This window comes from Streptomyces sp. NPDC048254 (genome assembly GCF_043201895.1).
Taxonomy (GTDB): domain Bacteria; phylum Actinomycetota; class Actinomycetes; order Streptomycetales; family Streptomycetaceae; genus Streptomyces.
Genome location: NZ_JBICZJ010000001.1, coordinates 1001800 through 1014639, shown reverse-complemented (window position 1 = coordinate 1014639; position 12840 = coordinate 1001800). Strand labels below are relative to the sequence as shown.

Sequence of the window (12840 nt, the reverse complement as noted above, 5' to 3'; positions counted from 1 at the left end):
ATCACCGAGTCACCCGCCTCCTGAGTAGTGCTAAGCAAGTAGCCGTCACTGGACGGTTACCGGATATCCGAAAGGCAGCGGACGCATGAGCGGCTCTCAGCTCTGGGACGACGTCGACTTCTACTTCACCAGCCACCTCTCGCCGGACGACGAGGCGCTCCAGGCGGCCCTGCGTGAGAGCGAGGCCAACGCCCTCCCGCACGTCAACGTGACCCCCAACCAGGGCAAGCTGCTCCAGCTCCTCGCACAGGTCCAGGACGCCCGGAGCATCCTGGAGATCGGCACCCTCGGCGGCTACAGCACCATCTGGCTGGCCCGCGCCCTGCCCGAGGACGGCAGGCTGATCTCGCTGGAGTACAGCGCCCGGCACGCCGAGGTGGCGGTCCGCAACATCGCCCGCGCCGGGCTGGAGCGGCTCGTCGAGGTGCGGGTCGGCCCCGCCCTGGAGTCGCTGCCCAAGCTCGCCGACGAGAACCCGGCCCCCTTCGACCTGGTCTTCATCGACGCCGACAAGGTCAACAACCCGCACTACGTGGAGTGGGCGCTGCGGCTCACCCGCACCGGCAGCCTGATCATCATCGACAACGTGGTGCGCGGCGGCCGGGTCGTCGACGCGGACAGCAGCGAACCGGACGTGGTCGGCACCCGTGCCGCGATCGAGCTGATCGCCGCCCACCCGAGGCTGAGCGGTACGGCGATCCAGACGGTCGGCAGCAAGGGCTACGACGGCTTCGCCCTGGCCCGGGTACTGGCCTAGCCCTGGCCTAGCCCGGTACTGGCCCGGTCCGGCCTCGGTCCGGCCGGGGCCGGGTCTCAAGCCTCGTGGTAGAAGCCCACGTTGACGCTGCGCGGGGCGGTGCGGTCCCGGACGACGATCTCGCCGGAGCCGCCCCGGGGCAGTGCGACCGTACCGCCGTAGCCGATGGCCTGGGCGTACTCGCCGACGGTCAGCAGTACCTCGGAGGACGGTTCGGCCTGGGAACCGCGCAGCCAGGTGACCTGCCAGCCGCCCTCGGGCCCGCACAGGAACTCCAGGTGCACCCGGGAGACGAACAGCCAGTCGTCGGGCGTGGTGAGCCGGCAGGCGGAGGCATCGCGGCCCACTCGCAGCACGGCGCCCGGTTCGCTGGGCGCGTCGGCCATGAGCATTCCGGCTGTCTCGCCCGCGTCCCCGGACACGGAGGCCATGGTGAGTTCGAGCACGTGCGTTCCCCCTGCGCGGTTCCTGAATCGTTCGTGGATCTCCGGCGCATGATAAAACGCCCGGCGGGGTGGCGTCCGGCACAATGAAGTCATGACCGAGCGAAAGCCACCCGGGGTGCCGTTCGAATCCTGGGTCGACAAGCAGATCCTCGATGCGCAGCGGCGCGGTGACTTCGATCAACTCGCGGGCACGGGTGAGCCGTTGCCGGCCGACCTGGACACGCCCTACGACGAACTGTGGTGGGTCAGAAGGAAGATGGCCCGGGAGGGCCTGGCGATGCTGCCGCCGTCCCTCGCCCTGCGCAAGGAGGCCGAGGACGCGCTGGCGGCCGCCTACGCGGCCCCCTCGGAGCGGATCGTCCGCAAGATCCTCACGGAGGTCAACGCGAAGATCCGGGACATGATGTTCAAGCCGCCGCCCGGGCCCCCGCTGGGCAAGAAGCCGTACGACGTCGAGGAGGTCGTACGCGAGTGGCGGGAGCGCCGGGCTGCGGCCGAGGCGGCGGCGGACTCAGATGTGTAGCAGCCGGTCCGCCAGTTCGCGGTAGTCGCGCAGCGCCAGCCGAAGCTGTTCGGTGTCGGCCGAGCCGGGGTGGTCCCGGTCGGTGTCCTGCCAGCTGCCGCGCAGGGTACGGCGGCGCCGGTCGACGGCGTCGGTGAAGCGGGCGCTGAGTTCCTCGACGGCCCGGTCGGCCTCCTCGACGGCCGCGCGCGGCTCGTCGACGAAACCGGTGACCGCGTGCTGGAGGCGCCGCTCCAGCTGCCCGCACTCCTCGTTCGGCATCAGCCGGTCGTCATGGGCCGCCTGCCGGTCGTCGTCCGCCGCCAGTCGGTCGTCGTTCGACATCCGCCCTTCGCCGGCCGGCGTCCGCGGGTCGTCGGTCGGCATCCGCGGGTCGTCGTTGCGTGCGAGCCGGTCGTCGCGGGTCGGGTCCGGCGCATGGCCCGGACCCTTGCCGGCCACCAGCACCGCCTGCCCGGGCGCCTCCTCCCGGTCGTCCATACGCTCCGGCGCGATGTCCTCCCGCCCGGGGGTGGCCCCCCTGACAGAGGCGTCGCCCCGGTCGGTCATGCCCCCGGTCGTGCGCTTGGTCGTGCGCTCCTCGCGTCCCGGCATCGCCTCATCGCCGGGATATATGTCGCCGCTCCCCTGCTGGCGGCCCTTCTCTGTCCTCGCGTCGGTCATGTCGGTCAGCTCTCCTTCGGGCGGCTCCGGTCGGCGGACCAGGGCAGATGCGGATGGCCGCCGGTGTCGGCACCGACACCGGCGCGGTGCCGACCGGTCTCGCCGGCCGACTGGGTGACCAGGTCGTCGAAGAGGGAGCGGGCCTCGATCATGGCCGTGCGCATCTCCTCGGTGCCCGCCTGGTTCTGCTCGGCCCCGCTCACGGGCGCCTGGGCGGCGCGGTGGACGCGGCGGTAGCCGTCGACGTGGTCGGCGTGGTGCACGGACAGCGCGGCGACCTGGTCGTCGTACTCGGCACCGGCCGGGAAGCCACGGGCGGCCGCCACTTCGGCGAGCAGCCGGTCGATCTCGGTCACGGACTCCCGCGGCGAGTCGACGAAGTGTTCCTGTGCGGTCGTCCAGCGGGCCGCGTAGCGTTCGCGCTCCGCCGGTTCCAGCGGCCGCTCGTGCAGGTCGCCGTGGCGCTGCACCCGTTCGGCGAGCTCCTGCTCGGCCGCCTTGGTGTCGCCGCTGTGCTGGGCCACGGCCCGCTCGTACTCGGGCCCGAAGCGCTGCTTCAGGCCGTGCGGGCCGCTCCTCCTGGAGCGCGCGACCAGCACGGCCGCGACGACGACCACGGCGGCCACGATCACAATCGCGATGATCAAGCCTGTGGACATGGTTGCCTTCCGGTGTCTCGGCCCGACGGGCCGGCTCGCCCTCCGGGTGACCCGCACAGCGCCCCGCAAACGGCCCCGGGCCATGCGGCCGAACCGGGCCCGCGCCGAATTCGGTTGCACGACCCACCCGGGTCCGCCCGAGACTGCCGTCCATGACCACCTGGACGATCACCCCGGAACGCCCCGACTCACCCGTGGCCGCCGCTCTGTGGCGGGCGTACTACACGGAGGTCAGCGACCGCTGGTACCTGCGCCACGAGGGCCGGCGCACCGACCCGGCCGAGCTGGAACGCGAGATCGCCGCCCGTCCGGGATCCGAACTCGCCCCACCCACCGGGCGGTTGCTGATCGCACGGTACGACGGTGCGCCGGCCGGCAGCGCGGGCGTACGGCTCCTGGATCCGGCCACCGCCGAACTCACCCGGGTCTTCGTGTACGAGGCGCTGCGCGGCCGGGGCGGCGCCGCACTCCTGGTCGCGGCGGCCGAGGACGCGGCCCGCGCGCTCGGGGCCGGGCGGCTCGTGCTGGACACCCGCACCGACCTCGTCGAGGCCCGCGCCCTGTACGCACGGCTCGGCTACACCGAGACCGAACGGCACAACGACGACATCTACGCCGAGCACTGGTTCCGCAAGGAACTCGTCAACTGACGTGCTGGGAGGCCGGGTTCTGGGGCTGTTCGCGTTCGGTGCCGCAGAGTTCGTCGGTCAGGTCGCGCACCAGGCGGTCCAGGTCGGTGGGCCGGTCGGAGCTCCACCAGTCGCCGAGCAGGTCGGCCAGGGACTCCTCGCGGGCCCTGGCGAGCCGTTCGGCGATCTCGCGGCCCTGCTCGGTCAGGGTCAGGTCGAGGCCCAGGCGGTCGACGAGGTTGCGCTCCTCCAGCTGGCGGGCACCCTCCAGGACGACGGCCATCGGGACGGCCCCGCGTTCGGCGAGCCGGCCCGGCTCCACCGAGCCGTATCTGCGGATCCGCAGCAGCAGCCAGCCGGCCGCGGGCACCAGGTCCACCCCGGCCCGCTCGTTGATCTTCCGGTAGATCTCCCGGCGGCCCTCCCGGGTGCCGAGCAGCGACAGGGCCCGGCAGCACTCGTCGTACGACGACCGCTGCACCGGGTTGGGCGGGATGGTCTCCGACGCGTCCGGCGCGGTGACCGAGCCGCGCAGCCGGTCCTCCTTGAGGAACCAGGCCAGGACGAAGCCGAGGGCGGCCACCGGAGCGGCGTACAGGAAGACGTCGGTGATCGAGGACGCGTACGCGTGCAGGGCCGCCGGGCGCAGCGCGGGCGGCAGTTCGGCGATACCGCGCGGGTCGGCCTTGAGGGCATCCGGGGTGACCCCGGCCGGGAGGCGGACGCCCTGGAAGGCGTCGGCCAGCTTGTCGGCGAGGCGGCTCGCGAAGACCGAGCCGAAGATGGCCACGCCGAAGGAGGCGCCGATGGAGCGGAAGAAGGTCGCGCCGGAGGTGGCGACGCCGAGATCCTCGTACGAGACGGAGTTCTGCACGATCAGCACCAGCACCTGCATGACCAGGCCGAGGCCGAGGCCGAAGACGAAGAAGTAGCAGCTCATCTCGATCGTCGAGCTGTGTTCGTCGAGCCGGTGGAGCAGCAGCAGGCCGAAGGCGGTGACGGCGGTGCCGGCGATCGGGAACACCTTCCAGCGGCCCGAGTGGCTGACGATCTGTCCGGACAGGGTGGAGGACAGCAGCAGGCCGATCACCATCGGCAGCATGTGCACACCCGACAGGGTCGGCGAGATGCCCTGCACGACCTGGAGGAAGGTCGGCAGGTAGGTCATCGCGCCGAACATCGCGAAGCCGACGATGAAGCTGATCACGGCGGCGAGCGTGAAGGTGCGGATGCCGAAGAGCTTCAGCGGGAGCACGGGTTCGGCGGCCCGCCGCTCGACGGCCACGAAGGCGACGGCGAGCAGCACCCCGAGCACCGCGAGCCCGATGATCCCCGGCGACCCCCAGCGCCAGGTCGTGCCGCCCAGCGAGGCCACCAGCACCAGGCAGGTGGCGACGGCGGCGATCAGCAACGTGCCGAGATAGTCGATGACATGGCGGGCGGTCCTGCGCGGTATGTGCAGGGCGACGGCGATCACGGCGAGCGCGACCACGCCGACGGGCAGGTTGACGTAGAACACCCAGCGCCAGCTCAAGTGCTCGGTGAGCACCCCGCCGAGCAGTGGCCCCAGCACGCTGGTCGCGCCGAAGACGGCACCGAACAGCCCCTGGTAGCGCCCCCGTTCACGCGGCGGCACGAGGTCGCCCACGATCGCCATCGACAGCACCAGGAGCCCGCCGCCGCCCAGACCCTGCAACGCGCGGAAGCCGATCAGCTCGCCCATGTTCCGGGCCATCCCGCACAGGGCCGACCCGACGAGGAAGATCACGATCGCCGCCTGGAAGAGCCGCTTGCGCCCGTACTGGTCACCGAGCTTGCCCCACAGCGGGGTGGCGGCCGTGGACGCCAGCAGGTAGGCGGTGACCACCCACGACAGATGCTCAAGGCCGCCCAGATCACTGACGATCGTCGGCAGCGCGGTCGACACGATGGTCTGGTCCAGCGCGGCCAACAGCAGGCCGAGCAGCAGGGCGCCGATCGGGACGAGCACATTGCCTGGTACGTGCTCCGCGTCCTTCGCCTGGGTGTGCGTCATGTCCAGGGCCATGGAGACCTCCCGGGATGCTTTCAGCCATCTTCCATCGTGGACGGTGTCGCCCGGTATGGCCCGTCGAGCCCCCTTCGCACCTCCTGAAACAAGGGGAACCGGCGAACGTGCGTGTGGGTACCCCGCATAATCTGTGGAGTTCGTGAGGGTTCGTGGGGCGCGAGGGGAGGGACGAACACCGTGACGGATACGACCGGGGGCCACCGGTGCCCGGAGTGCGGAGCGCCGAGGGGGCGGGACAACACACCTTCCTGCGACTGCACCCGGCGGGCATCCGACGCACTGCGCGACGCACGCACGGCCGAACAGGCAGCCGCGGAGGACTTCGACCCCCTGCGCATACGACCGTACGTCGACCTCTCCGGGACTGGGGCTGGCGCTGGGGCCGACGGTGGGGCTGAGGCCGACGGTGGGGCTTGGACCGGGGCGGCCGGCACCGGGGCCGGGACTGACAGCGGAGCCGCGACCGACGGCGGGGCCAGGGCCGCGACCGACGGCGAGGCCGGGGTCGGGGTCGGGGTCGGGGTCGGGGTCGGGGTCGGAAGCGAGGCTGACAGCGGGGCCGAGGCCGAGCACCGGGCCGGGACCGGCGGTGGGGCCCGGACCGAGGCCAGGACCGGGACCGGGGCCGACAGCGGGGCCGGTGGTGGGAGGACCCAGCCGTTGCCGGTGGTCGAGGCGGCGACCATGCCGTTGCGGGTGGTGCGGGAGGCGGTGGGCGCCGGTGTGGGGCCCGGGGAAGCGTCCGTGGTCCCTCCCGGTCAGGGAGAGCCCCGTCGGCGCCGGCCTCGGTGGGTGCTGGTCCTCTCGATCGCCGGGGCGGTGATCGGGATCCTCGCGGTGGCCGGTTTCGCGAGCGGGCTGTTCTCCCATGTGACACCGACGCGGGACACGGCGGCGCCGCAGGACGTCCGGGAGAGCGTTCCCGACGTGACGCCGAGCACGGGGTCGCCTTCGGCGGCGGCGCCGGTGACGTCGGCACAAGCGCCGGCGCCGACCGTGCCGTCCGCGTCCGCCCCCGTCGGCGCGAGCGCGTCGCCGACGGCCTCGTCCTCACGGACGGCGAGCCCGAGCCCGTCCGCGACCGCGTCCCGCTCGGCCACGCCGACCCAGTCGGCGTCCACGACCGGCACGGCCGCCTCCGCGCGGCCCACGTCGGCCCCCGTCCTGCGCCCCGGCGACAGCGGCGCTGAGGTGACGGAGCTCCAGCTGCGGCTGACGCAGCTGAGGCTCTTCTCGGGCAATGCCGACGGCTACTACGGGCACCGGACCGAGGACGCGGTGCGCACGTACCAGCTGGCGCGCGGGATCGTGACGGACGAGTCGGGGGTGTACGGGACGGCCACGCGGGCGGCCCTGGAGTCGGAGACGACCGAGCCGTAGGGAATCGACAGCGCCGGCCTCGTACGAACGCATCTCGTACGAACGCATGAGGAAACCACCGGCCGGCGTACTAACCTGGCAAAAGGTGAGTCGTGGTGATCTGTGCCGGGGGGCGGTGGCCTGATGTTCAGGCGAAGGGATCCTTCTCAGAACGACCGTGTGACCAGAGAGATGAAACAGTTCTTCTCCGGCGTACGGCGCGGCAGGTACTCCACCGCCGAACAGGTGGCCGTCGAGTACGGCAAGTTCCTGTGGAAACGCAGTCGGTCAGTGACTCTCGTCGAGGACAAGAACCGCACCCGGTCGCGGTTCTATCTGGGACTTCAGGTCGGCGACGATCGTCACGGGTTCGAGAAGGTAACCAAGCGGGCGGCACTGATCTCCGACACCTTGCTGCTGGCCCACGATCCCACGGCCACGATCCACTTCCTCGGCGCCCAAGGTTCGGTCCGGGACACCAGCGGCATGGGCGGAGCGGTCGCCAACGGTCAACTCGGGCTACAGCACATAGTGGACCAGAACAACCGGGCGACCCGCTACGGCATGCACTGTCCGGATCTGGACGCCCTCGGCCAGTGGCTGCTGGACGCACAGCCCCTGCTCGAAGCCGGCCTGGCCTGGTACTTGCCGACGTACTCGACCGCCTTCGTGGAGACCCGCGGGGGAGTACCGACACAGCTGACCGCGGCCGAGCGGGCAAGGGCGGTCGACTACCTCATCGAGGACGGCCGGGCCATCGACGCGTCCGGAGCCGACCCCATCAAGAGCCAGCTGATCCGACCGATCCTCTCCATCGAACTGCCGTTCATCGACGGGGTCGGCCTGCGTGATTTCAGCCGGATCACGGTGGGCGAGTTCAACTCCTACTCCGCGTTCCGCGACTATCTCCGACTGAAGCTGCTCGACATTGATCCAGCACTGAACGCCGTCGATTCGGAACGCCAGCTGCTCAAGCTGGCATTGGAGATCAAGGAACAGATTCGCGCGTCCCGGGCCGAGATGGAGCAGGCCAGACACAAGCGGTTCCTTTCCGCCAGCGGCGCAGCGGTGGGCACCGTGGGAGCCGCGCTCGTGGCGGTCTACGGTCCCGCGCTGGAGTCCGCCGTCGGCGTGGTCGGAACCAGTGGCGGCATCTGGGCCGTGATCAACGCTCTCGCCGACAACAGCACCCGTCGTCTGCGCGAGGACAGATGGCACTACATGTGGACGCTCTCCCGCACGGCCGGCTTGTAGTATCGCGCGCCCGGCACCGCCGACACCCCGGGCTGGCGGCCCGATCGGCCGCAGGAGCACTCCCGCCCTTCACCTCAGCCGACGCGCACCCGGAGCGAGCCGTCCCCCGTGGCCTCCACCCGCACCCCCGTCAGGTCCCGCACCACCGCGTCCGGGCCGTGCACGCCCGCCCGGGCACCGACGCCCACCACCCGCATCCCCGCCGCGCGCCCCGCCGCGATCCCCGCGCCCGAGTCCTCGAAGACCAGGCAGTCCGCCGGAGCGACGCCCAGTTCGGCCGCTCCCTTCAGGAAGCCCTCGGGGTCCGGCTTGCTCGCGCCCACCGACTCCGCCGTGATCCGCACCGCCGGCAGCGGCAGCCCGGCCGCGGCCATCCGCGCCGTCGACAGCGCCACGTCCGCCGAGGTCACCAGGGCGTGCGGCAGTCCGCTGAGCGAGGCGAGGAAGGCCGCGGCACCGGGGACTTCCACCACGCCGTCCATGTCGGCGGTCTCCTCGGCCAGCATCCGCGCGTTGTCCGCGAGGTTCTGCTGCACGGGCCGGTCCGGCAGCAGCACCGCCATGGACGCGTGCCCCTGGCGCCCGTGGACGACCTTCATGACCTCGTCGCCGTCCAGCCCGTGCCGCTCGGACCAGTTCCGCCAGATGCGTTCGACGACGGCGTCGGAGTTGACGAGGGTGCCGTCCATGTCGAGCAGGAGGGCGCGGGCGGTGAGGACGGTGGCCGTCATCGGGCAGCTCCTAAGCAGGCCGGGCAAAGCAAAACAGAGCGGCCCCGCCCGCCGGTCAGGGAAAACGGGCGGGAGCCACTTTGTTTCTCTACGGTACAAAAAGGTGCGGCCATCCCGCCACCGCCGTCGCCGACCGTTCACCGATTCTTCAGCTCGCCGGGCCCCCGGCGGGACGGGTCCGGCTCAGCCGGCGATCGCCTCCCACAGGCTCCACACGCCCAGCGCCAGCATCAGCACGGCCGCGATCTGCGTGATCAGCCGCAGCGGCACCTTCTTCATCAGCGCCCTGCCGCCGACGATGCCGAGTCCGGCCACCGCCCACAGGCCGAGCACCGCGCCGAGGCCGACGGAGAGCGGGTCGTCGTACCGGGCCGCGAGGTTCGCCGTCATGATCTGGGTGAGGTCACCGAACTCGGCGACCAGGATGAGCATGAAACCGGTACCGGCGACCTTCCAGAAGGACTGGTCGGCGGGCTTGCGGACCTCCTCTTCCTCCTCGCCCTTCTTCAGCAGCAGCACGGCCGCGCCGCCGAGGAAGAGCACGCCGGTCAGGGCGTGCACGATCTGCTGGGGCAACAGGGTCAGCACACTGCCGGCCGCGACGGCGAGCACGACGTGCAGGAGGAAGGCGGCCGCGACGCCCGCGAAGACGTAGGACGCCCGGTAGCGGGTGCCCAGGACGAGGCCGGCGAGCGCGGTCTTGTCGGGCAGTTCGGCGAGGAAGATGACGCCGAAGACGAGCGCCGTCACGGTGATGCTGATCAAGGGTCCTCAATCGGTCGGGGCCACCCCACCGAGAGTGCTGCACTTCGCGCGGAACACACGACACCTCGGCACGGCAGCACACATGGATCACCCGCGCCGCTGTACGGCACAGGCGTGCACTGCTTGCCGAAGGTCTCGCTGACAGCCTCGTGATCGAGGTCCGCCTCCGGGCGCCGGCTCAGACGGGCTGAGCAGTATGTCGACGGTCCGGCGAAGAGCTACTCCCCTTCAACGCCCTCCACGGTACGTGAGCACCACACCGATTTCCAAGGCCGGAGATCCCGCCTGTGAGTCACGTCGCACACCTTGTCGTGTCATGAACACGTCACTAGCTTCTTACCCAACGCTCACCCCACGGCAACACGGCAGCGCGAGCATTCCCACGCTCGCGCTCCAACACCCCACCCCCACCAGGGAGTTCGCATGCCGAAGTTCTACGCGCGTCGACGACTCAGCATACTCGCGGCATTCACCGGCCTGATAGCCTCCGCCGCCCTTTTCAACTCCCCGAGCGCCTCCGCCGCCCTTCCCACCCCGGTCAGCGCGTCCACCGCCCGCACCTACCTCGCCTCCCTCACCGTGGCGACCGAGGTCAGGACCGGCTACGCGCGTGACCTGTTCCCGACCTGGATCACCATCAGCGGCACCTGCAACACCCGTGAGTACATCCTCAAGCGGGACGGTTCGAACGTCGTCACCGACTCCGCCTGTGTCTCCACCAGCGGCAGCTGGTACTCCCCCTACGACGGCGCCACCTGGACCGCCGCCTCCGACGTCGACATCGACCACCTGGTCCCGCTGGCCGAGGCCTGGGACTCCGGCGCCCGCAACTGGACCACGGCCCAGCGCCAGGCCTTCGCCAACGACGTCACCCGCCCGCAGCTGCTCGCCGTCACGGACAACGTCAACCAGTCCAAGGGCGACCAGGACCCGGCCACCTGGATGCCGTCGCTGACGTCGTACCGCTGCACCTACGTCCGCGCCTGGGTCCAGGTGAAGTACTACTACGGCCTCTCGGTCGACTCCGCCGAGAAGAGCGCGCTCACCAGCTACCTCTCCGCCTGCTGACCCGCCCGTAGGACAGCCCGGCAGACAGCCGGGCGCACAGAAGGTCCCGCTTCCCCCGCATTCCGGCCACGCTCCACCCCCCTTCCCGCTCTCTTTCCCGCGTCGAAGCCTCCCCGCTGACCTCCGCCGTTCCGTACCGTACGGGGCGACGGAGGCGAACCGACCGGGGAAGAGGGCGGGCGAACGTGGCCGGACTGCGCCTGGGACCACTGCTGAGGTACACCGACGGCTCGTCGGCGACCGTCTGGGTCGAGACGAGCCGTCCGTGCACCGCCGAGGTGCGCTGCCCGGACGGGGCCGGCGGCAGCACGCGCACCTTCCAGGTGGCCGGCCACCACTACGCCCTGGTCCCGGTCACCGGGCTGACACCGGGGACCTCCACACCGTACGAGGTGATCCTGGACGGCACGCGGGTGTGGCCGCTGCCGGACTCCCGGTTCCCGGCCTCGGTGATCCGCGTCCCCGCCGAGGACGACGGGCTCCGTGTGACCTTCGGCTCCTGCCGCTGGGCCGCTCCCCCGGCCGACGGCCAGGACCCGGTCGGCCCCGACGCCCTGGACAGCCTGGCCGCACGCGTCGCCGCCGGCGGCGAACGGCCGGACGTACTGCTGCTGTTGGGCGACCAGGTGTACGCCGACGAGACCTCGACGGCGACCCACCACTGGCTGGCCGCCCGCCGCGACCTGTCTGAGCCGCCCGGCGCCGAGGTCGCGGACTACGAGGAGTACACCCGCCTCTACTACGAGTCCTGGCTCGACCCCGAGGTGCGGTGGCTACTGTCCACCGTGCCCAGTTGCATGATCTTCGACGACCACGACGTCATAGACGACTGGAACACCTCCGCCGCCTGGCTGGCCGACGTGCGGGCCACGCCCTGGTGGCAGGAGCGGCTGCTGAGCGGGCTGATGTCGTACTGGGTGCACCAGCACCTGGGGAACCTCTCCCCCGCCGAGCTGGCCGCCGACCCGCTCTACACGGCCGTACGCGAATCCCCCGACAGCACCGACGAGTTGCGCGCCTTCGCGGCCAAGGCCGACACCGACCCGGGCTCGGTGCGCTGGAGTTACCGGCGCGACTTCGGGCGGGTGCGGCTGCTGATGGTGGACACCCGGGCGGCGCGGGTGCTGGACGAGCACGACCGCGCCATGCTCGACCCCGGCGAGGCCGAATGGCTGCGCGAACAGGCGCTGGCCGACCGGGAGTCGTACGACCACCTCCTGGTCGGCACCTCGCTGCCCTGGCTGCTGCCGCACCTCATACACGACCTGGAGACCTGGGACGCGGCCCTGTGCCGGGGCGAACGGGGCGCCCGGTGGGCGGGGTTCGGGGAGCGGCTGCGGCGCGCGGCCGACCTGGAGCACTGGGCGGCCTTCCCGGCCTCCTTCGCCGAACTGGCCGGCCTGATCGCCCGCACCGGCTCGGGCCCCGGGGCACCCGCGTCGATCTGCGTGCTCTCCGGGGACGTCCATCACGCCTACGTCGCCGAGCCCGCGTGGCCGGCCGGCACCGGGCCCGCCTCCAGTGTGCTGCAACTCACCTGCTCGCCCGTCCACAACTCCGTACCGCCGACGATCCGGGTCGGCTTCCGGTTCGGCTGGAGCGCCCTGGCCCGGTTCCTCGGCCGCCGTTTCACCCGTCACGGACGCTCCGCGCGACCGCCCGTGACGTGGCGGAAGAGGGGCGGGCCGTGGTTCGGCAACCAGCTCATGACGCTGACCCTGCACGGCCGTTCGGCCCGGCTGCGGCTGGAGCGGGCCCGGCGGAACGGGACGCTGGAGACCGTGGAGGAGTCCACCCTCACCACCCCATGAGGGACATCCGAGGCTTGTGGGGCGCGCGTTGGCTTCTGTTAATCGCGACGGCATGATGAGGCGGACCGTCCGCTTCCCGATTCCGTGCGGGCGGTGTTCCTGCCAAGCGCCCCCACCCGCCCGGG

The 12840-nt window shown here is 71.5% G+C and carries 14 protein-coding genes; 7 read left to right on the top strand and 7 right to left on the bottom strand.

What is annotated here, in order from left to right; all coding sequences use genetic code 11:
• Window positions 1-85: 85 nt before the first annotated feature.
• Window positions 86-757, top strand: a complete 672-nt coding sequence (locus tag ACGFZQ_RS04600; RefSeq protein WP_382526538.1) for an O-methyltransferase — start codon at window positions 86-88, stop codon at window positions 755-757.
• A gap of 56 nt (window positions 758-813) precedes the next feature.
• Here the strand turns inward: ACGFZQ_RS04600 and ACGFZQ_RS04595 are convergent, their stop codons facing one another.
• On the bottom strand, window positions 814-1203 hold the full coding sequence (locus ACGFZQ_RS04595; RefSeq protein WP_351731661.1) for a hypothetical protein: 390 nt from the start codon (window positions 1201-1203) through the stop codon (window positions 814-816).
• Window positions 1204-1294: 91 nt separating this feature from the next.
• Here ACGFZQ_RS04595 and ACGFZQ_RS04590 point away from each other — a divergent pair, with 91 nt between their 5' ends.
• Window positions 1295-1726, top strand: a complete 432-nt coding sequence (locus tag ACGFZQ_RS04590) for a DUF1992 domain-containing protein (RefSeq protein ID WP_393839124.1) — start codon at window positions 1295-1297, stop codon at window positions 1724-1726.
• On the opposite strand, the gene ACGFZQ_RS04585 is transcribed toward ACGFZQ_RS04590, so the two are convergent.
• The gene (locus tag ACGFZQ_RS04585) at window positions 1715-2389 is read right to left on the bottom strand and encodes a hypothetical protein (RefSeq protein ID WP_393839123.1); all 675 of its coding nucleotides are present in this window, start codon (window positions 2387-2389) and stop codon (window positions 1715-1717) included. The genes ACGFZQ_RS04590 and ACGFZQ_RS04585 overlap by 12 nt on opposite strands.
• Before the next feature lie 5 nt (window positions 2390-2394).
• Window positions 2395-3048: a hypothetical protein gene (locus ACGFZQ_RS04580; RefSeq protein WP_351731656.1), complete on the bottom strand. Its 654-nt coding sequence runs from the start codon at window positions 3046-3048 to the stop codon at window positions 2395-2397.
• Between the two features lie 152 nt (window positions 3049-3200).
• Between ACGFZQ_RS04580 and ACGFZQ_RS04575 the strand changes: the two genes are divergently transcribed.
• Window positions 3201-3698 carry a GNAT family N-acetyltransferase gene (locus tag ACGFZQ_RS04575; protein ID WP_393839122.1) on the top strand — a complete coding sequence of 166 codons (498 nt, stop codon included), beginning with the start codon at window positions 3201-3203 and terminating at the stop codon, window positions 3696-3698.
• Here the strand turns inward: ACGFZQ_RS04575 and ACGFZQ_RS04570 are convergent.
• Together ACGFZQ_RS04570 and ACGFZQ_RS04565 are read right to left on the bottom strand one after the other, a co-directional pair.
• Window positions 3691-5724, bottom strand: coding sequence for a DHA2 family efflux MFS transporter permease subunit (locus tag ACGFZQ_RS04570; protein ID WP_393839121.1), 2034 nt, complete (start codon window positions 5722-5724; stop codon window positions 3691-3693). The two genes, ACGFZQ_RS04575 and ACGFZQ_RS04570, sit on opposite strands and share 8 nt — an antisense overlap.
• A 761-nt stretch (window positions 5725-6485) precedes the next feature.
• Window positions 6486-6878, bottom strand: coding sequence for a hypothetical protein (locus ACGFZQ_RS04565; RefSeq protein WP_393839120.1), 393 nt, complete (start codon window positions 6876-6878; stop codon window positions 6486-6488).
• Between the two features lie 40 nt (window positions 6879-6918).
• On the opposite strand from ACGFZQ_RS04565, the gene ACGFZQ_RS04560 reads away from it, so the two are divergent.
• Together ACGFZQ_RS04560 and ACGFZQ_RS04555 are read left to right on the top strand one after the other, a co-directional pair.
• Entirely contained in the window at window positions 6919-7107 is a 189-nt protein-coding gene (locus tag ACGFZQ_RS04560) for a peptidoglycan-binding protein (protein ID WP_393839119.1), read from the top strand.
• Between the two features lie 159 nt (window positions 7108-7266).
• Window positions 7267-8340, top strand: coding sequence for a hypothetical protein (locus ACGFZQ_RS04555; RefSeq protein ID WP_393839118.1), 1074 nt, complete (start codon window positions 7267-7269; stop codon window positions 8338-8340).
• Between the two features lie 74 nt (window positions 8341-8414).
• On the opposite strand, the gene ACGFZQ_RS04550 is transcribed toward ACGFZQ_RS04555, so the two are convergent.
• Together ACGFZQ_RS04550 and ACGFZQ_RS04545 are read right to left on the bottom strand one after the other, a co-directional pair.
• Complete coding sequence (locus ACGFZQ_RS04550; RefSeq protein ID WP_393839117.1) at window positions 8415-9071, bottom strand: HAD-IA family hydrolase; 657 nt, start codon at window positions 9069-9071, stop codon at window positions 8415-8417.
• 183 nt (window positions 9072-9254) lie between these two features.
• Window positions 9255-9836 (bottom strand): TMEM165/GDT1 family protein, encoded by a 582-nt coding sequence (locus tag ACGFZQ_RS04545; protein WP_351731645.1) that lies wholly within the window; start codon window positions 9834-9836, stop codon window positions 9255-9257.
• Between the two features lie 423 nt (window positions 9837-10259).
• On the opposite strand from ACGFZQ_RS04545, the gene ACGFZQ_RS04540 reads away from it, so the two are divergent.
• Window positions 10260-10904, top strand: a complete 645-nt coding sequence (locus ACGFZQ_RS04540) for an HNH endonuclease family protein (protein ID WP_393839116.1) — start codon at window positions 10260-10262, stop codon at window positions 10902-10904.
• A 185-nt stretch (window positions 10905-11089) separates the two neighbouring features.
• Window positions 11090-12715, top strand: coding sequence for an alkaline phosphatase D family protein (locus ACGFZQ_RS04535; RefSeq protein WP_393839115.1), 1626 nt, complete (start codon window positions 11090-11092; stop codon window positions 12713-12715).
• The last annotated feature ends 125 nt before the right edge of the window (window positions 12716-12840 follow it).